Raw genomic sequence first — 19,341 nt, forward strand, 5'->3', positions numbered from 1 at the left:
CCTTACATATTTCTTCGGTATTGCCCTCCCACTTGGAACAAAGCTTCGGTAATCTGGCCCAATGAGCAATATTTGGCAGCTTCCATCAATGTTGCAAAAATGTTTTCATTATTGATAGCCGCTTCCTGTAATTCGTTCAACTGTTTCGCAGCTTCACCAGCTTCCCTTTTGTGCAGATTTTGCAAGGTTTTGATTTGATTTTCCTTTTCGGTTTCGGTAGCCCGTATTACTTCGGCAGGTAAAATGGTAGGTGAGCCTTTGGAACTCAAAAATGTATTCACTCCAATAATGGGATATTCCCCGGAGTGCTTTAAAGTTTCATAATGAAGGCTCTCTTCTTGTATTTTGGAACGCTGGTACATGGTTTCCATGGCACCAAGTACACCACCACGTTCGGTAATCCTGTCAAACTCCATCAAAACGGCCTCTTCCACCAAATCCGTCAATTCTTCAATAATGAATGATCCTTGAATTGGATTTTCGTTTTTGGCCAGACCCAATTCTTTATTAATGATCAACTGTATGGCCATGGCCCTGCGCACCGATTCCTCAGTCGGTGTGGTAATGGCTTCATCGTAAGCATTGGTGTGCAATGAATTACAGTTATCATAAATCGCATACAGGGCCTGAAGCGTGGTACGGATATCGTTAAAATCAATTTCCTGCGCATGCAGACTCCTTCCCGAAGTTTGAATATGGTATTTGAGCATTTGCGCTCTCGGGTTGGCCCCATATTTCTCTTTCAGGGCTTTGGACCAAATACGACGAGCTACGCGACCAATTACCGCATACTCCGGGTCTACTCCATTGGAAAAGAAGAACGAAAGGTTTGGACCAAATTTGTTAATGTCCATCCCTCGGCTCAAATAGTACTCCACGTAGGTAAACCCATTGGACAGCGTAAAAGCTAACTGCGTGATGGGGTTGGCACCCGCCTCTGCAATATGGTAACCCGATATGGAAACCGAATAGAAATTACGAACCTGTTGTTCAATAAAATATTCTTGCACATCGCCCATTAACCTTAGGGCAAACTCGGTCGAGAAAATGCAGGTGTTCTGTGCTTGGTCCTCTTTTAATATATCGGCCTGTACCGTACCGCGAACTTGGTTCAGGGTCTTGGCCTTTATTTCCTGGTACACTTCTTTTGGTAGCACTTGGTCACCCGTAACGCCTAAAAGCATCAATCCCAAACCATTGTTCCCTTCAGGAAGTTTTCCATAATATTGGGGCTGTGCTATCCCCTTCTCTTTAAAGATGGTTTTGATTTTGTCCTCGACCTTTTTCTGCAAACCATTTTCTTTGATGTATTTCTCACAGTTTTGGTCTATGGCAGCATTCATAAAAAAGGCCAAAAGCATAGGCGCAGGGCCATTAATGGTCATACTTACCGAAGTCATTGGACTGCTTAGATCAAAACCTGAATACAGTTTTTTAGCATCATCCAAACAGCAGATGGAAACCCCAGCGTTTCCGATTTTTCCATAAATATCAGGCCGATGGTCCGGGTCGTTTCCGTACAGCGTCACCGAATCGAAAGCTGTGGACAATCGTTTGGCGGGCATGTCCATACTCACATAATGGAAGCGTCGGTTGGTACGTTCGGGTCCTCCCTCACCTGCAAACATTCTGGTTGGGTCCTCTCCTTCCCTTTTAAACGGATACAAACCTGCCGTGTATGGAAATTCACCGGGTACATTTTCTTGCAATATCCATTGTAAAATATCTCCCCAAGCTTGGTATTTGGGCAAGGAAACTTTAGGAATCTGACTGTGCGATAGGGATTCGGTATGGGTTTTTATCTTGACCTCCTTTTCTCGAACTTTAAAGGAATAGATTTCAGATTTGTAGCGTTTTACCTTTTCCCGCCATTTTAAAATAGCCTCCCAGTTGTGTGGATTCAGATGCATCTTGACTTTGTCGAACTCCTTTATCAGTAGTGAAATAAATTCTTTGGATTTATCACTTTTTAGGTATGATTGAATTTCCTCTTCGTTCAATCCCGATTTATCCAAAAACAGCTCCTCGGCTTGTTCTTGGTCCATTTCCAAAGTAGAAGCTAATGTCAAAAAGATACCGTAAAGCTTTTGAGCTATTTTGGATTCTTCCTTTGCCTTGGCATCATAACCTCTATTATTTTCAGCTATTTCTGATAAATATCGGGTACGTGCTGGCGGAATCACGTAGATTTTCTCCGCCATTTCTTGGGTAATCTCGATGGTCGATTCCAAATTGGAACCCGCTTTCTCCACCAAGGTGCCCATCACCTTTTTATATAGATTGTTCATCCCGGGGTCGTTGAACTGCGAAGCAATGGTTCCAAAAATGGGGAGTTCGTCTTCATTGGTATGCCATAATCCATGATTACGGGCATATTGTTTTTTTACATCGCGAAGGGCGTCCAAAGCACCACGTTTATCGAACTTATTGATGGCTACAATATCGGCAAAGTCCAGCATGTCAATTTTTTCCAATTGCGTGGCCGCACCAAACTCTGGCGTCATCACATAGAGCGAAACATCGCTGTGTTCCAAAATTTCGGTATCGGATTGACCGATCCCAGAGGTTTCCAAGATAATCAGGTCATATTTTGCAGCTTTCAGCACTTGAACTGCCTCCGAAACGTGTTTGGACAGGGCCAAATTGGATTGTCGCGTAGCTAAAGAACGCATGTACACTCTATCGCTATTGATGGCATTCATTCGGATTCTATCACCCAAAAGCGCGCCTCCCGTTTTTCGTTTTGAGGGATCCACCGAAACAATACCGATATGCTTATCTGGGAAATCCATCAAAAAACGCCGTACCAATTCGTCGACCAAACTCGATTTTCCTGCTCCACCTGTACCCGTGATGCCTAAAACAGGTACGTTGGCCTGTCTCTGTTCAATTTCTTGTTGAAATTTCTCGTACTCTTTATGACGGTTCTCGGCCAATGAAATCAATCGAGCCAAGGTATTCGGATGCTTTTTCTCCAATTCGTTTTCCAGTGACTTTCCTTTAGGAAGGTTTAAATCGGGAACGGCATTATCACATCGTTTTACTAAATCGTTGATCATTCCTTGCAGCCCCATTTCCCTACCATCGTCCGGGGAATAAATTCGCTCAATCCCATAATCCATCAACTCCTTTATTTCTTCTGGAAGGATGACACCGCCACCGCCACCAAAGATTTTGATGTGTGCCGCGCCTCTTTCTTTCAGCAAATCGAACATATACCTAAAATACTCATTGTGCCCGCCCTGATACGAGGTCATTGCAATGGCATTCGCATCCTCTTGGATGGCACAATCCACCACTTCGGCCACACTCCTATCGTGTCCCAAATGAATCACTTCGACCCCTGTAGCTTGGATAATCCTTCTCATAATATTGATGGCTGCATCGTGTCCATCGAACAGAGAAGCTGCGGTTACAATTCTGATTTTATGTTTAGGGGTGTAGGGTTTAATTTGTTCCATCTGCAATAAAAGGTCTGTTTTCGCCCTGCAATTTACAGAAAATGCAAATGAAAATTGGTTTTGATTAAGATTATACAAAAAATAATAAAAGTTTGGACTTCCTTTTTTGAATACCATAATTTTATCCGTTCAAACATGTTCAATGAAACTGACCATTCTTATCAATTGCCCGGACCAATCTGGAATCATTCGTTCCGTAACTACCTTTATCCATCAGCAAAAAGGAAATGTTGTGTACCTTGACCAACATGTGGACAAACAGGCGGGCGTATTTTTTATGCGTTTGAAGAGTGAATTTGAACAGGAATTGGACCTACCCAAGTTCAAAGAAGATTTCGGTCAGGGGTTGGCTACTGATTTTAACATGGAATGGGATGCATATACAGATGAGTACAGACCAAAAATGGCCATTTTTGTTTCCAAGTACAATCATTGCCTTTACGATCTGCTGAGCCGATACAACTCTGGCGAATTATCTGTGGACATCCCTTTTATTTTGAGCAACCACAAGGATTTGGAGTATGTGGCAGAGCAGTTCAATATTCCGTATTTCCACATTCCCGTAACCAAAGAAAATAAAGCAGAGGCCGAAGACAAGCAGCTCGAACTTTTAGAGCGATACGGCGTTGATTTTATTGTTTTGGCCAGATATATGCAAATAGTATCACCAAAGGTGATTGATGAATTCCCTCAGAAAATCATTAATATCCATCACTCTTTTTTACCAGCATTTGCGGGGGCCAAACCTTACCATGCCGCTTTTAATCGAGGCGTTAAAATTATTGGTGCCACCAGCCATTACGTTACTGAGGATTTGGATGCGGGGCCCATTATTGAGCAAGATGTCACCACAGTTTCGCACACACATTCCGTTAAGGATTTTATTGCCAAGGGCAGGGATTTGGAACGTATAGTCCTTTCTCGCGCCGTTCAACTTCACGTAGCTCGAAAAACCATGGTCTACAACAACAAGACCGTTATTTTTTCCTAAAATCAACGGCCTCGGAAAAAGTCTGTCTGCCGACAAAGGCAGGCCCACGAGGTATTCAAACCAGCAAACCTTAAAACCATTTCGACACAGGGCATCGGGGAATTAAACCCATTTAATGGGATTAAAGTTTGTCCACGAAAATGTTTTATTTTACTTTCCCTAAAAGTATTCCAGAGCGGTATAAGCAGTTCAAATTGTGGATCTAACACTCTATCACAATGTTTCAAAAGCGAAGATTAAACTTCTGGGAAATCTGGAACCTCAGTTTCGGATTCCTTGGAATTCAGATGGGCTTTGCCCTCCAAAATGCCAATGCCAGTAGAATTCTCCAAAGTTTTGGCGCCGATGTCCATGAACTTTCATGGTTTTGGATCGTTGCTCCACTTACCGGACTTATCGTACAACCTATTGTAGGCTATTACAGCGACAAGACCTGGACTAGGTTGGGACGTAGACGACCTTATTTTCTGACAGGTGCCCTTTTGGCTTCATTGGGGCTCATTTTTATGCCCAATGCGGATATGTTCACCGCTTTTTTGCCCTCACTCTGGGTTGGTGCCGGTATGCTTATGGTAATGGATGCCTCTTTCAACATTGCCATGGAACCCTTCAGGGCGTTGATAGCGGATATGTTGCCATCGGACCAACGGACTTTAGGCTACAGTATTCAAACCGTATTAATCGGTGTAGGTGCGGTCATCGGTTCCTGGTTGCCCTACGCTTTGACCAACTGGGTTGGAATTAGCAATACCGCTGCGGCGGGCGAAGTTCCTTTAAACTTGCTGCTTTCCTTTGTTATAGGTGCATTGGTACTTGTAGCCAGCGTTGCCATAACCGTATTTACCACCAAAGAATATACACCTGAAGAAATGGCCCTTCTAAACCAAGACGAAAAAGTCGAGGAAACGGAAAAATCGACAGGCGGCCTAATCGATATATTTACCGATTTTGCAAAAATGCCAAAGACCATGCGGCAATTGAGCTGGGTACAGTTCTTTTCCTGGTTTGGACTGTTCGGGTTATGGGTGTTTGCCACTCCGGCCATCGCCGAGCATATTTATGGATTGGATCCCAACAACAGTCAAAGTACCGTCTATCAAGATGCTGGTGATTGGGTGGGTGTTTTATTTGGTGTGTACAATGGCGTTTCAGCCATCTTCGCTTTTTTTCTTCCTGCCATTGCCAATAAAGTGGGTCGAAAAAAAACACATGCCATCTCATTGATCATAGGCGCCCTGGGTTTTCTATCCATTTATATTATGCCCAACGACAATTGGCTGATACTTTCCATGCTTGGCATCGGAGTTGCATGGGCCAGTATCTTGGCTATGCCATACGCTATTTTGGCAGGCGCCATTCCTCCACAAAAGATGGGCGTTTATATGGGCATTTTCAATTTTTTTATTGTGATTCCCCAAATTATAAATGCACTAATTGGAGGCCTAATGGTACAATACCTATACAACGGACATCCTATATATGCACTAATGACCAGTGGTGTTGCCTTTTTAATTGCAGCCTTATTGGTTTCAAGGGTTGAGGATATAGACGAGAATGGAACTACAATTTAATCGGAATTTATTATGTTCGGGCAATGCCACTACCCATAAAAACCAGAGGTTTTAATCAAATTCTAACAAATTAATCCAAAAAACAAACAACACATCAATCACCCCTAAAATGAATCAAGACTATATACAATCACATCCATGGAGCATTATAGAAGAAGGTTTCGACAAGGAACGCATCAAATCTTCCGAAAGCCTTTTCAGTATGGGAAATGGGGTTATGGGACAGCGTGCCAATTTTGAGGAATCCTATTCGGGCCCTACATTTCAAGGAAGCTATATTGGAGGCGTATATTACCCGGACAAAACCCGTGTCGGGTGGTGGAAAAATGGCTATCCCGAGTATTTTGCCAAAGTTATAAATGCCCCAAATTGGATTGGCATCGATGTTAATATCAATGGAGAGCCCTTGGATTTAGCCACTTGCACTAATATTAAAAACTTTAAGAGGGAGCTTAATATGAAGGAAGGGTGGTACCGAAGAAATTTCGTCGCCACCATGCCCAATAATATAGAAATAGAAGTTGTTGCCACTCGATTTTTGAGTCTACCCCACGATGAAGTTGGAGCAATTCAATTTGAGATAACCCCAATAAATACCGATGCTGAAATTGTTTTTAAACCTTATATTGATGCCGGTATCACCAATGAGGACAGCAATTGGGACGATAAGTTCTGGAATACTACCAACATTGGTTCCAACAAAAATAGGGCCTTTATTGAGTCTCACACCATGAAAACACATTTTAACGTGTGTACTTTTATGCAGGCCTATCTGGTTTATGGCAATACCATAAAAGAAACTCCTGATTCCCTTAATAAAGAAGAGCTAGCTATCGGTTTTGAGTTTTCCAAAAAAACCAATAAAGGAGAAAAAGTGAGTTTATTCAAATACGGAGGGTACACGGTAGACCGAAACCATAATACGGACAAATTAATGGAAGCAGCCAACGCAGTGCTGGATGAAGTATCTTCCCTAGGCTTCGACAGGCTTCTGGAAGAACAGAAAAAGGCATGGGCAGCTATTTGGAAAATGAGCGATATTACCATAGAAGGTGATGTAAAAGCCCAACAAGGTATCCGTTTCAATATTTTTCAATTGAACCAAACCTATACCGGAACAGATTCCCGATTAAATATTGGACCAAAAGGATTCACGGGCGAGAAATATGGGGGTAGCACGTATTGGGACACCGAGGCCTATTGCCTTCCTTTTTATATGGCGACCAAGAATCAAGAAGTAGCCCGAAAACTGCTCAAGTATAGGTACAACCATTTGGATAAGGCCATAGAAAATGCCGAAAAATTGGGTTTCACCAAAGGTGCTGCATTATATCCCATGGTTACCATGAATGGTGAAGAATGCCACAACGAGTGGGAAATCACCTTTGAAGAAATCCACAGGAACGGTGCCATAGCCTACGCCATTTACAACTATACAAGATATACCCAAGACTTTAGCTATGTTCCAGAAATGGGACTGGAAGTGCTGATCGGTATTGCACGATTTTGGCAGCAACGCGTCAACTGGTCCACTCACCGCAACAAATATATGATGTTAGGGGTAACTGGGCCCAACGAGTACGAAAACAACGTTCATAACAACTGGTACACCAATTATATTGCTAAATGGTGTTTGGAATATACATTGGAGCAATTAAATTATGTGCAGCAGGAGTATCCGAACGACTACAAAAGAGTTTTGGAAAAAACCCAGTTGGGCAATGATGAAACTGGACTATGGAAAAAAGTCGCCGCCCACATGTACTTGCCCTATTCCGAAGAACATGGGGTTTACCTTCAGCAAGATGGGTTCCTGGACAAAGATTTGGTTCACGTGGCCAAGTTGAATAAAAAAGAACGCCCCATTAACCAACATTGGAGCTGGGACCGAATTCTACGTTCCCCCTATATTAAACAGGCCGACACCTTGCAAGGGTTTTATTTTTTTGAAGACCATTTTACGGAAAAAGAACTGGAAAAACATTTCGATTTTTATGAACCCTTTACCGTACATGAATCTTCACTTTCTCCTTGCGTTCATGCCATACAAGCAGCAAAGCTGGGCCGCATGGAGCAAGCCTATACTTTTTACCTGCGTACATCCAGATTGGATTTGGACGATTACAATAAAGAGGTGGAAGAAGGGCTTCATATTACATCAATGGCAGGTACTTGGATGAGTATTGTAGAAGGATTTGGTGGTATGCGCGTTAGAGACGGTAAGCTTTGCTTTTCTCCAAAAATTCCTGAACAATGGGATAGGTACTCCTTCAAAATTAATTTCAGGGACAGGGTTTTAAAGGTTACTGTTGCCCAAAACGGTGCAACCTTTACTATTGATGAAGGTGAAAGCTTAGAAATTCTCGTCAATGGTGAATCCATTATTTTGAATTAACCATTATTTATGTAGTTTCCCCGTATATTATCACTCCAAATTAAAAAATTTAACCATGAAAAGATTAGTGCTATGCGTTTTAATGTTGCAGCTTGTAGGGTGTGCGGAACTCCAACAAGTTGTAAACCAATTGCCCCAAGGCACCACAGGAATCGGAAATGCCGAAATAGCACAAGGATTACGGGAAGCCTTGAATATGGGTATTGAAAAACAAGTGGATAAGCTAGCTCTGGAAAACGGTTTTTTCAGGAACGAGCTTGTAAAGATTTTGCTTCCGGAAGAATTACAAAAAGTGGACAAAACCTTGCGTGATATTGGCTTGTCCAGTTTGGCGGACGAAGGCTTGAGAATAATAAACCGTGCCGCAGAGGATGCCGTTGGCGAAGCCACACCTATTTTTGTAGATGCCGTAAAGGGAATCACTTTTAATGATGCCAAACAGATTCTTTTAGGAAACGACAATGCAGCGACCCAATATTTACAACAGGCCACTCGTACCCAGCTCTACAATAAATTCAACCCAATCATCAAAAATTCATTTCAAAAAGTGGGTGCCGACCAAATCTGGAGCAATATCATAACAAAGTACAACAGCCTGCCGTTGACCAATGATGTAAACCCGGATTTAACGGATTATACCACCAACGAAGCTTTGGAAGGTGTATATACGATGATCGCCGTGGAAGAGAAAGAAATTAGGACAAAAGTTTCGTCCAGGACAACAGATTTGTTAAAAAAGGTCTTCGCACTTCAAGATTAGTCATAATTTTTTGCTAAAAACGCAATAACTCTAAAAATAAGTCGTTATAAACTCAATAATTAAGAGTAATTATAACAAAATCCTAAAGTTAAATTAACCTTGGCCTGAAGGTTAAACTAGAATTTTGTACAAGTTATCTGAGTTAGCATTTTTTTGAGTTAGTTAGTTTAAAAACCGGTGTTCTTCACCGGTTTTTTGTTTTCTGAACTTTTCGGTAGAGTCCATCAAAAACAATTGAGGTACTGTTCCCTTCCCCTATGACCTCCCATAACTGCCTCACGGTTCCATCATCGTTTTTGGTCCAGGTAATTCGGTTCCTATATTTTTTGCCATCAGATTTTGTAAACTCATCGGAAGTCAAGATCATTTGATTGTTGATCCTGTTTCCCTTCAACTTTAAAGAAGCTCCAGCATTATCTATCCACAACTGTTCCCATTCATTGGTTTGGGTATTATAAAAATTAAGACTGGTTCCTGTATACCCTGCTTTGGCACTGGTCCAATTTTCCCGAATTACGCAACCTCCTTCTTCCTTACTGATTACACTTGATCCTGCAAGAGAGCCATCTTGGAAATTAACTACTTCCCACTCCCCAACCCAAAAGTCAAATGCTCTATGGTTTTCAGAACAGCAATTACAATTTTGTTTATTTTGTGCTTGACCCACAAAATGAAAAAGTAAAATCAAAACGAATAATGATCTGTGCATAGCAACCCTAGAAAGTTAAAAAGCAATCCTTTTAAAGATAAGTTAATTTTTTACTAGGCTAAAGTAAAGGGTTTGGACAAATAGCACTAGATACGTTAAATTTTAGATAAATTACCTGATTTATAGACGTATACCACCTCACAACGTAGTCCATAAGCCCGTTTTGAACGTATCTTTGTTATTAACAAATCTTGAAAGCTATGAATAATCAGTATTGTAAAGTTGGATCTGTTACACCCATCACCAGTATAAGCCAAGCAGCATCAGTTTTGGAGGTAATGCAAAATAATTTTATGGAAAAAGCTGCCAGTGTTGCCGGTAAAGACACCCAATTGGGAGAATTTTTTAAAAGGAAAGCGCAGAGCCTAAAAAAGGTTTTGGAAAGCTTGGCCTAGAACTTAATCAAGTTTAGCCAGTTCAATTGCCATTTCTTGCTGGATTTCCTGTGCCTTTTTCGCAGCGGTTTCGGCAAAATCCAAACCTGTAGAAGCATATAAAATACCTCGAGAAGAATTCACCAACAAACCTACATCTTTAGTGATTCCGTATTTACAAACTTCTTGTAAACTTCCCCCTTGCGCACCTACCCCTGGCACCAACAAAAAGCTTTCTGGAACAATTTTTCTGATATCTTCCAAATAAGTAGCCTTAGTCGCACCAACAACATACATTAATCTTTCAGCGCCTTTGTACGTTTTGGAAACGGACAGTACTTCTTTGTACAATTCCTGGCCATCTACATTTTTGGTCTGAAAATCAAAAGCACCCTGATTGGACGTGAGCGCCAACAAAATGGTATGCTTATCCTTAAACTCCAAAAAGGGCTCCACAGAATCTTTGCCCATATAGGGTGCAATGGTAATGGAATCAAAATCCATGGTCTCAAAAAACGCCTTGGCATAGCGAGTGGATGTATTTCCGATATCTCCACGTTTCGCATCAGCGATGGTAAACATTTCTGGATGCTTGGCATTCAAATATGCCATGGTACGTTCCAAGGATTTCCATCCGTCCAGACCGTAAGCCTCATAAAAAGCAATATTCGGTTTGTAGGCTACACAATACGGATGCGTAGCATCAATTATAGCCTTATTGAAAGCGAAAATGGGGTCTTCTTCTTTTAAAAGATGTTCTGGAATTTTATCTAAATCCGTGTCAAGACCAACACAGAGAAACGATTTTTTTTGACGTATTTGGGCAATTAAATCTTCTATCTTCATTTTGAATGGTTCTCGACCGTGTTCAATGGGAATTAACCGATTAAAATATCTCCGAAGCTTCTTTGAGTTTTTCGGTGTTCTCCACCAACATCAACTCATCGATTATCTTTTGGATATCCCCGTTGATGATGTTCTGTAAATCGTACAACGTTAAACCGATTCGGTGATCGGTTACCCTACCCTGCGGATAATTATAGGTGCGGATTTTTGCTGAACGGTCGCCACTGCTCACCTGCGAATTACGTTTGGCAGCATCCTCGGCCTGCTTTTTGGCCAATTCCATATCGTACAAACGGGCACGAAGTACTTTAAAGGCTTTATCCTTGTTCTTGTGTTGGGATTTTTCGTCCTGACATTGCGCTACAATCCCTGTGGGTTCGTGTGTTAAGCGTACTGCTGAGTATGTAGTGTTCACCGATTGCCCGCCAGGTCCAGAGGAACAGAAATAATCTATCCGCACATCTTTTGGGTCTATTTGAACATCGAACTCTTCCGCTTCGGGAATCACCATAACGGTAGCCGCACTGGTATGCACCCTACCTTGGGTCTCTGTCTGTGGTACACGTTGTACACGATGCACCCCAGCCTCAAATTTCAAAGTTCCATACACATCTTCGCCGTTCACCTCAAAATGGATTTCCTTGTATCCGCCGCTGGTTCCTTCGCTCAAATCGATTACGTTGGTCTTCCATCCTTTGGATTCGCAATATTTGGTGTACATGCGGAATAGGTCTCCAGCAAAAATACTGGCCTCATCGCCACCGGTCCCTGCTCGGATTTCCATAACCACGTTCTTTTCATCTTCGGGGTCTTTGGGAATCAAAAGGTATTTAATTTCTTCTTCCAATTTGGGCAAGGCACTCTTGGCCTCATCCAGTTGCATTTTGGCCATTTCCAACATTTCCGTATCACTACCGTCGGCAATAATCTCTTCTGCTTCCTGGATATTGTTGGTAAGGGCTATGTATTCGTCGCGTTTGTCGCTGAGCAACTTCAAGTCTTTGTACTCTTTGTTCAGCTTTACGTACCTTTTTTGGTCCGCAATAATATCGGGTTGTATGATCAGGTCCGAAACCTCATCAAAACGCTGTTTTACAATGTTGAGTTTGTCTAGCATAAATCAATCCTCCTATGGGAATGCGAATTTACGATTTTTTCGTTGGATTATTTTCCAACTAAATGAAGTCAGTTTCCAACAAAAGTAGTCCCAAGTGTAACGATAAAGGCATTGAGACCATCGCTTCTATCGTACTGGCTAAAACGCAGATTGATGGTTTTCAAACCAAAATTGAGTACTCGGGCACTTGTAAAAATGTCCTTGTACTGTACCCCTATCCCATATTGATGGGCATCGTAGTTGGACAAATCATAATCCGAAGTATAAAACTCGTAGTTTGACAACGCCTGCTCTTTGGGGTAAAAATAATCCGCCGCAGTTTGGGTATAGTAGCGGTAGGTCGGATACAACGTAAACTTATCCGTGAGCTTAAAAGGCACTTCAAGACTGGCCGTGTGCGAACTGATGCCCCAATCATCCCAATAAAAACGATAATACGAGCGCAGCACTACTAAATCATTTAAATAATAGTTCAACCTTCCGCCCACAGGTAGTTTGAACCTGCTATCGGACAATTGTTCCACATTGTCAGCCAACTGGAAATCATCAATAAAGAAATCCTCAAAATCCGAAAAGTAGACCCGTTGAAAGGGCGTGCTCAACAATCCGTTCTGGGAAACCACATCCATAAACAATGCGCCTTGTAATTTTTGACTCAAAATCTGGGAGAAACTCAAAGAAAGTGAGTAGGAATTCCTGTTTTCCTTGTCAAACTCCGAAAAAATCGGATTGTAAGTACCGTTTCCCGTGATGCGATCATCAAAAAATCCATCGCGTAGCTCAATAGGGTAAACAGCATTCCATTTATCCAAGAAAACTTTACCGCTCAGGGTTATCTCTGTGTTTTTTTCATTGAAGAGCTTGGTATAACTACCACCAAATCCTATCGAAAAATAATCGTATTCCGATGAAAAATAGGCATTGGCACTCCAAATGGAATTACGATCATCGGAACTGTGCTGATATGTTGGATTGATATAGGCCAATACATCCTTTCGGGATTCTCCTGATGAAGCATCGAACGGGGTAACATTTACACCGCCATCCAAAGGGTTGACATTACTTGATGATGCCGAAGTATAGGCGGACAGCCCAACATCCACCGTTAAAATATCGTCTTCGTTCATCGGCATTCGCAAGACAATGCTAGAAGTAGCATCTGTTAATTCCTCGGTACCTTCGCCACCTGTAACTGCCGCATTTTGCCCATCTTGACTGTAATAACTAAAAAGCAAGTCAACCTCACTTGCCTCCAAAACACGTTTTTTATAGGAAGTGTCATCTTGTTGTGACCAACCCAAGGATGCCATCAAAAATAATAAGACTACGAAAACGGTTTGTGCTGAATTGGATGATCGGGTCATGAAGTTTTTAAATTAATCATTTGAAGTCCACATTCAATTACATCCGCATCCACCACCTGTTTTGCCTCCGTTGGCTCCAGAGGAGGCCTCTCTATAAATATGGAAATTGGTTTCAAAACGTTCGCAGGGTCGCGCACTCAACTGCATCTCTTCATCGTTCACATAAACTTTATCGTATTCACGAACGGCCACGCAGGAACTTGAGAAAATTAAGAGTAGTAGCAAAAAAAGAGGTCTTCCCATATTTTATTAAATGTACTAATTCGTATCGAACATGACGCCTGAACTTTTATGGACTTTATTTTCGGAGTCCACCACAACTGCCTCTACTCCATCAATCTGGTTGATCATGTGCAGGCCAATGTCCCTGCCCATTATAAAAACTGCGGTAGCGAGGGCATCGCACAATTCAGCTTGTTTTGCAAAAATCGATACGCTATTAATACCTGTGGTAGGGTATCCTGTTCGCGGGTCAATGATGTGCGAATATTTTTTTCCGTCGTGCTCTATGTATTTTTCATAATTGCCCGAAGTAGCCACGGAAGATTCTATTATAGGCAACCAACTGAACACTTTATCCTTGCTCAATGGGTTTGCAATACCTACCAACCATTTTTCACCTGTAACTTTGGTGCCCCATGTGGTAAGGTCGCCCGAAGCATTGATGATTCCTCCTTTCACATCTTTGGATACCAAGAGTTCTTTGGCCCTATCTGCAGCATACCCCTTTCCGATAGCACCAAATCCAATGCACATTCCTTTTTCGGGCAAAAAAACGGTTTGGTTATCTTGATCCAACTGTATTTTTTGATATCCGACCTTTGCAATGGATTTTTTAATCTTTTCTTCTGAAGGAATTTTATCCATGGTCCCATCAAACCTCCAAACCTCGTCCATGGAGGCATAGGTAATATCAAAGGCTCCATCTGTTATTTCCGATATTTTGATGGAACGTTCTATTAAATCCATCAATTCTTGGCTCACCTTCACAGGTTTGATCCCTGCATTATTGTTGATTAAAGATGTTTCGGAGTCCTTGTCCCATGATGAGATGATTTTTTCTATACGCTCAATTTCCGATACAGCTTCGTCTATATTGATGTAGCCAATATCCTCGTTCGGTGCCACTACTGTAATCTCGAACCGGGTACCCATTAGTTTTAGGCTCTTTTTTACAGTGACATCTGTTTGCCTCGACTGCCCAAACGACAGCAGGCAAGAAAAACTGCAGATAAAGGCTATAAGGCTTTTCATTTTAGAAATTTGTTAAGTGTTCTGATATATTTTTCGGGACTCGTTCGGGCCACAAAACCTGTGGTGCCCAAAACGTTTTGGTTCTTGTCCATTACCACAACCAATGGGAAATAACCCTTTGGGTTATACTTTTCGGCCAAGGACTTGTTTGTATTTAATTTTTCTTCGGGTAGTCGATTTTTCTTTTTACGGGGAAAATCTGCATCATACATCACATAATGCTCAGAGGCATAGGCTTTAAATTCCTCGCTATCAAAAATATGCTTTTTTAAACGGATGCATGGTGCACACCAATCCGAACCAGAAAAGACCAAAACAATAGGTTTATCTTCGGTTGAGGCCTTGGTAAGGGCATCATCAAAATTTTCTTGCCATTGTTGTGCCTGAAGCATACCACAGCTAGCGAATAGGAGTATGTAGATTAATTTTTTCATTCGATTTGGGATTCCAAAAAACTATTCATAAACCCGTAAAATGGAGCCATCGAGTTCCGTATTGTAAACTGTCAGTGCCTTGGCCGGGGTTCCATCAACCTGATTTAGCGGGGTTCCATCCTGACCAAACCTTGAACCATGTACATCGCAATAAAAAATACCGCCACTTTGATCTACAAATCGCACTTGATCATATGATTGATGACTGCAAACCTGACTTGCCGCCACATATTCGCCTTCTAAATTTTTAGCTATAACCACTAAGTTTTTTAATATAAATCCTCCATTGGAAGCCAAAGCTTGAGCTTCTTGCGAGCTAAGGTCTACGGTAAAGTCGACACCTGTGGGCTCTTCCACTATATCACCGTTCACATCATCCTTGGAACACCCTTGTAAACAGGGGAATGTAAGTGCAAAGGCTGCGCCTGCACCCAAACTCCGCAGAAACTCTTTTCTTTCCATAGCGTGGGAGGTTTATTACAAGAACGCTATTTCAAGGTAAATCGTATGTTAATAATCAAACTTGCCGTACGGGCTTTGGATAGTCAACTTTTTACTGCTAGCGGATGCTACACGACCAATAATCTGGGCATCCACATCAAAACTTTTGGAAATGGAGATGATTTCTTCTGCAACCTGTTCATTCACATATAGTTCCATTCGATGTCCACAGTTAAAAACCTGGTACATCTCTTTCCAATCGGTACCTGATTGTTCTTGAATCAGTTTGAACAAGGGCGGAATCGCAAACATATTGTCCTTGATGATGTGAAGGTTTTCTACAAAATGAAGAATCTTGGTCTGGGCACCTCCGCTACAATGCACCATGCCATGTATTTCTTTGGAAGTATATTTTTCCAGTACTTTTTTAATAATGGGTGCGTAAGTTCTAGTTGGGGACAGCACCAATTTCCCAGCATCCAACGGAGAATCGGGCACCGCATCTGTGAGTTTTGTGTTTCCGGAATACACCAATTCTTCCGGAACCGATGCATCAAAGCTTTCCGGGTATTTTTCAGCTAGGTATTTGGAGAACACATCGTGCCGGGCAGATGTTAATCCGTTGCTGCCCATACCACCGTTGTATTCGGTCTCATAAGTCGCCTTTCCAAATGAAGCTAGGCCAACGATCACATCTCCAGCTTTAATATTGGCGTTATCTATCACGCTTTTTCGTTCCATTCGGGCCGTTACCGTGGAATCAACGATAATGGTTCTTACCAAATCGCCCACATCAGCAGTTTCACCTCCCGTGGAACGGATGGTAATGCCATGCTTGTCCAAATCGGAAATAAGCGCTTCGGTACCATTAATGATGGCCGAAATTACTTCACCGGGAATCAAATTTTTGTTCCGCCCAATGGTCGATGACAGCAGAATGTTATCGGTGGCACCCACACAAATCAGGTCATCCACATTCATAATAAGTGCATCTTGGGCAATGCCTTTCCAAACCGAAACATCGCCTGTTTCTTTCCAGTACATGTATGCCAAGGAAGATTTGGTACCTGCACCATCGGCGTGCATTACCAAACAATGGTCCTCGCTACCTGTTAAATAATCGGGTACAATTTTGCAGAAGGCTTTGGGGAAAAGTCCTTTGTCTATATTCTTGATTGCGTTGTGCACATCTTCTTTGGAGGCCGAAACACCTCTTTGGGCATATCTTTTACTGGTATCCGATGACATATAAATGGTTTGGGCAAAAATAACGGAAAGCCATCAAATTATTGATATGCTTTCCGTCTTTTCCTTTTGGGTATTGTACTATTTGGAAAACAACATTTCCCTGTATTTGGTAAATGGCCAAAATTCATCCGCGATCAGTTTCTCCAATTTATCGGAATGTTCACGGATTTTATCAAAATACGGTTTCACATTATTGCAATAGGCTTGGGCCTTTTTGTCCACTACGGACATGCCGTTGGCTCGCCTTCTGGCATCCGCCATTTCATCGGTAAGTTTTTTAATGTCCACAATGTGCTCTCCGATCTGTTCCAGAATGTTCAATTGGCCTTCGGCCACTTTCTTGTGCGCCGCTCCATAGACCTCTTTTAACCCATGAATGTTCTCCAGCAACATGTTTTGGTACTTGATCGCAGCGGGAATGATGTGGTTGTAAACCATTTCGCCCAATACACGACCTTCTATCTGAATATGGAAAATATAAGCGCCCAATTCCACCTCTTTGTGGGCCTTGAGCTCCACTTCGTTCATCACGCCCATTTGCTTAAAGAGCTCGTAGCTTTCCTTTGATGTGATTACTTGGAGTGCCTCCGGTGTATTTTTATTGAAGCTCAGTTTTCGCCTTCTTGCTTCTTCTTGCCATTCAATACCGTAACCATCTCCTTCAAAACGGATGCGCTTGGAGGTTTTTATGTATTCTCGAAGCACATTGAACACTGCTTCGTCCTTTTTCAGGTTTTTCTTGTCAATCAGCGTATCCACTTCTTTTTTAAAGTCGGTAAGCTGTTTGGCAACGATGGTGTTGAGCGTGGTCATGGGCTTGGCACAGTTCATCTTGGAGCCTACCCCCCTCATCTCAAACTTGTTTCCGGTGAACGCAAATGGCGATGTACGGTTCCTGTCCGTATTGTCCAATAATATCTCCGGAATCTTACCTACTACGTTAAGTTTGAGCTCTGTTTTTTCCTGAGGGGACAATTTTCCTTTGGAAACCCCTTCGAGTTCGTCCAGCACATCGCTCAATTGTTGTCCTATAAAGATGGAAATAATAGGTGGCGGTGCTTCATTGGCACCCAACCTGTGATCGTTACTTGCCGAAGCTATGGAGGCTCTCAACAATTCCTCGTAGGTATCCACCGCTTTGATGGTGTTCACGAAGAAAGTCAAAAACTGAAGGTTCTTCATGGGGGTGGTACCTGGACTCAACAGATTCACGCCCGTATCGGTTCCCAACGACCAGTTATTATGTTTCCCCGACCCATTGATGCCGGCAAATGGCTTTTCGTGGAACAATACGGAAAAGTTGTACTTGTCGGCTATCTCCTCCATCACGTCCATCAACAATAAATTATGGTCCACGGAGAGGTTGGCTTCTTCAAAAACCGGGGCAAGTTCGAATTGGTTTGGCGCCACCTCATTATGGCGCGTTTTTACAGGGATTCCAAGTTTGGTACATTCCTTTTCCAGTTCACTCATAAAACCTAAGACCCTTGCCGGTATCACACCAAAATAGTGGTCATCCAGTTGTTGTCCCTTGGCCGAAAAATTACCTACCAGAGTCCGCCCTGTCACGGAAAGGTCCAAACGGGAATTCACCAATGATTTATCAATCAAAAAATATTCTTGCTCCCACCCTAGTGTGGCATGCACCTTTCTTACATTCTTATCAAAATACTGCGCTACGCCTGTGGCAGCCTGATCTATGGCTTGCAACGCCCTCAACAATGGCGCTTTATTGTCCAGTGCCTCCCCGGTATAAGCTACAAAAATGGTAGGTATACATAGGGTTGTCTTGTAGATAAATGCTGGAGAGGTCGGGTCCCAAGCCGTATAGCCGCGTGCCTCAAAAGTGTTTCTGATTCCCCCACTCGGAAAACTGGAAGCATCGGGTTCTTGCTGCACCAATTGTGCGCCCCCAAACTTCTCCATGGCCCTTCCGTCGGGAAGGATATCAAAAAATGCATCGTGCTTTTCTGCGGTGGCCCCTGTTAATGGCTGGAACCAATGTGTGTAATGTGTGGCCCCCATGGACAGTGCCCAAGCTTTCATACCCTCGGCCACTTGGTCGGCAATCTTTCTGTCGATCTTATTTCCTTGATAAATGGCTGATTTTACTTTATCAAAGGCTTCTGCTGTCAAAAATTGCAGCATTTTTTCTTCGTTAAAAACATGCTTACCGAACAGGTCGGATCTTTTCCCTGTTTCATTAATAGTGGCATATTCCCTGTTGCGGCTTTCTACCAAGGCTTGGAATCGTGTTTTAGGCATTTTCAATAATATTTAATTTTCAAATCTACAATTAACAATTTAATAAAATATACTGCAAAAATTACTTTTTTTTCATTCTGCCCTAAATAAAACAGGGGTAATATAAATAAT

General features: G+C 42.2%; 16 protein-coding genes. 5 read left to right on the forward strand and 11 right to left on the reverse strand.

Annotated elements, in window-relative coordinates:
- Positions 1–2: 2 nt before the first annotated feature.
- A complete protein-coding gene (locus AC13CS_RS05750; protein WP_293168420.1) occupies positions 3–3,461 on the reverse strand; it encodes a methylmalonyl-CoA mutase family protein in 3,459 nt (1,152 codons plus the stop codon).
- Between the two features lie 142 nt (positions 3,462–3,603).
- Between AC13CS_RS05750 and purU the strand changes: the two genes are divergently transcribed.
- The 4 genes from purU to AC13CS_RS05770 all read left to right on the forward strand — a co-directional run bounded on the left by purU (position 3,604) and on the right by AC13CS_RS05770 (position 9,178).
- Positions 3,604–4,452: a formyltetrahydrofolate deformylase gene (gene purU / locus AC13CS_RS05755; protein ID WP_293168422.1), complete on the forward strand. Its 849-nt coding sequence runs from the start codon at positions 3,604–3,606 to the stop codon at positions 4,450–4,452.
- A 218-nt stretch (positions 4,453–4,670) separates the two neighbouring features.
- A complete protein-coding gene (locus AC13CS_RS05760; protein WP_293168424.1) occupies positions 4,671–6,023 on the forward strand; it encodes an MFS transporter in 1,353 nt (450 codons plus the stop codon).
- A gap of 109 nt (positions 6,024–6,132) precedes the next feature.
- Positions 6,133–8,418: a glycoside hydrolase family 65 protein gene (locus AC13CS_RS05765; protein ID WP_293168426.1), complete on the forward strand. Its 2,286-nt coding sequence runs from the start codon at positions 6,133–6,135 to the stop codon at positions 8,416–8,418.
- 55 nt (positions 8,419–8,473) lie between these two features.
- Positions 8,474–9,178, forward strand: a complete 705-nt coding sequence (locus tag AC13CS_RS05770; RefSeq protein ID WP_293168428.1) for a DUF4197 domain-containing protein — start codon at positions 8,474–8,476, stop codon at positions 9,176–9,178.
- 184 nt (positions 9,179–9,362) lie between these two features.
- Here AC13CS_RS05770 and AC13CS_RS05775 read toward each other — a convergent pair whose 3' ends face one another.
- Entirely contained in the window at positions 9,363–9,887 is a 525-nt protein-coding gene (locus tag AC13CS_RS05775; RefSeq protein WP_293168430.1) for a hypothetical protein, read from the reverse strand.
- 200 nt (positions 9,888–10,087) lie between these two features.
- Between AC13CS_RS05775 and AC13CS_RS05780 the strand changes: the two genes are divergently transcribed.
- Positions 10,088–10,282 (forward strand): hypothetical protein, encoded by a 195-nt coding sequence (locus AC13CS_RS05780; protein WP_293168432.1) that lies wholly within the window; start codon positions 10,088–10,090, stop codon positions 10,280–10,282.
- A 3-nt stretch (positions 10,283–10,285) separates the two neighbouring features.
- Here the strand turns inward: AC13CS_RS05780 and pyrF are convergent, their stop codons facing one another.
- The 9 genes from pyrF to AC13CS_RS05825 form a co-directional block, all read right to left on the reverse strand.
- The gene (gene pyrF / locus AC13CS_RS05785) at positions 10,286–11,107 is read right to left on the reverse strand and encodes an orotidine-5'-phosphate decarboxylase (protein WP_482888628.1); all 822 of its coding nucleotides are present in this window, start codon (positions 11,105–11,107) and stop codon (positions 10,286–10,288) included.
- Between the two features lie 40 nt (positions 11,108–11,147).
- On the reverse strand, positions 11,148–12,224 hold the full coding sequence (prfA, locus tag AC13CS_RS05790) for a peptide chain release factor 1 (protein WP_163625910.1): 1,077 nt from the start codon (positions 12,222–12,224) through the stop codon (positions 11,148–11,150).
- A gap of 68 nt (positions 12,225–12,292) precedes the next feature.
- On the reverse strand, positions 12,293–13,588 hold the full coding sequence (locus AC13CS_RS05795; protein ID WP_482888629.1) for a DUF3570 domain-containing protein: 1,296 nt from the start codon (positions 13,586–13,588) through the stop codon (positions 12,293–12,295).
- A gap of 33 nt (positions 13,589–13,621) precedes the next feature.
- Positions 13,622–13,831: a DUF4266 domain-containing protein gene (locus AC13CS_RS05800; RefSeq protein WP_014031744.1), complete on the reverse strand. Its 210-nt coding sequence runs from the start codon at positions 13,829–13,831 to the stop codon at positions 13,622–13,624.
- A 15-nt stretch (positions 13,832–13,846) separates the two neighbouring features.
- Complete coding sequence (locus AC13CS_RS05805) at positions 13,847–14,842, reverse strand: FAD:protein FMN transferase (protein WP_482888630.1); 996 nt, start codon at positions 14,840–14,842, stop codon at positions 13,847–13,849.
- Complete coding sequence (locus AC13CS_RS05810; RefSeq protein ID WP_482888631.1) at positions 14,839–15,276, reverse strand: thioredoxin family protein; 438 nt, start codon at positions 15,274–15,276, stop codon at positions 14,839–14,841. Before AC13CS_RS05810 ends, AC13CS_RS05805 begins: the two co-directional genes overlap by 4 nt.
- Positions 15,277–15,297: 21 nt before the next feature.
- On the reverse strand, positions 15,298–15,738 hold the full coding sequence (locus AC13CS_RS05815) for a QcrA and Rieske domain-containing protein (protein ID WP_482888633.1): 441 nt from the start codon (positions 15,736–15,738) through the stop codon (positions 15,298–15,300).
- A gap of 48 nt (positions 15,739–15,786) precedes the next feature.
- Positions 15,787–16,965: an AIR synthase related protein gene (locus tag AC13CS_RS05820; protein WP_482888634.1), complete on the reverse strand. Its 1,179-nt coding sequence runs from the start codon at positions 16,963–16,965 to the stop codon at positions 15,787–15,789.
- Positions 16,966–17,043: 78 nt separating this feature from the next.
- A complete protein-coding gene (locus AC13CS_RS05825) occupies positions 17,044–19,230 on the reverse strand; it encodes a glutamine synthetase III family protein (protein WP_482888635.1) in 2,187 nt (728 codons plus the stop codon).
- Between the last annotated feature and the right edge of the window lie 111 nt (positions 19,231–19,341).

This window comes from Flagellimonas sp. B-3 (assembly GCF_056857835.1).

Coding starts and splice junctions, on each gene's coding strand:
- AC13CS_RS05750 (WP_293168420.1), bottom strand. CDS start 3,461: ATGGAACAAATTAAACCCTACACCCCTAAACATAAAATCAGAATTGTA.
- purU (WP_293168422.1), top strand. CDS start 3,604: ATGAAACTGACCATTCTTATCAATTGCCCGGACCAATCTGGAATCATT.
- AC13CS_RS05760 (WP_293168424.1), top strand. CDS start 4,671: ATGTTTCAAAAGCGAAGATTAAACTTCTGGGAAATCTGGAACCTCAGT.
- AC13CS_RS05765 (WP_293168426.1), top strand. CDS start 6,133: ATGAATCAAGACTATATACAATCACATCCATGGAGCATTATAGAAGAA.
- AC13CS_RS05770 (WP_293168428.1), top strand. CDS start 8,474: ATGAAAAGATTAGTGCTATGCGTTTTAATGTTGCAGCTTGTAGGGTGT.
- AC13CS_RS05775 (WP_293168430.1), bottom strand. CDS start 9,887: ATGCACAGATCATTATTCGTTTTGATTTTACTTTTTCATTTTGTGGGT.
- AC13CS_RS05780 (WP_293168432.1), top strand. CDS start 10,088: ATGAATAATCAGTATTGTAAAGTTGGATCTGTTACACCCATCACCAGT.
- pyrF (WP_482888628.1), bottom strand. CDS start 11,107: ATGAAGATAGAAGATTTAATTGCCCAAATACGTCAAAAAAAATCGTTT.
- prfA (WP_163625910.1), bottom strand. CDS start 12,224: ATGCTAGACAAACTCAACATTGTAAAACAGCGTTTTGATGAGGTTTCG.
- AC13CS_RS05795 (WP_482888629.1), bottom strand. CDS start 13,588: ATGACCCGATCATCCAATTCAGCACAAACCGTTTTCGTAGTCTTATTA.
- AC13CS_RS05800 (WP_014031744.1), bottom strand. CDS start 13,831: ATGGGAAGACCTCTTTTTTTGCTACTACTCTTAATTTTCTCAAGTTCC.
- AC13CS_RS05805 (WP_482888630.1), bottom strand. CDS start 14,842: ATGAAAAGCCTTATAGCCTTTATCTGCAGTTTTTCTTGCCTGCTGTCG.
- AC13CS_RS05810 (WP_482888631.1), bottom strand. CDS start 15,276: ATGAAAAAATTAATCTACATACTCCTATTCGCTAGCTGTGGTATGCTT.
- AC13CS_RS05815 (WP_482888633.1), bottom strand. CDS start 15,738: ATGGAAAGAAAAGAGTTTCTGCGGAGTTTGGGTGCAGGCGCAGCCTTT.
- AC13CS_RS05820 (WP_482888634.1), bottom strand. CDS start 16,965: ATGTCATCGGATACCAGTAAAAGATATGCCCAAAGAGGTGTTTCGGCC.
- AC13CS_RS05825 (WP_482888635.1), bottom strand. CDS start 19,230: ATGCCTAAAACACGATTCCAAGCCTTGGTAGAAAGCCGCAACAGGGAA.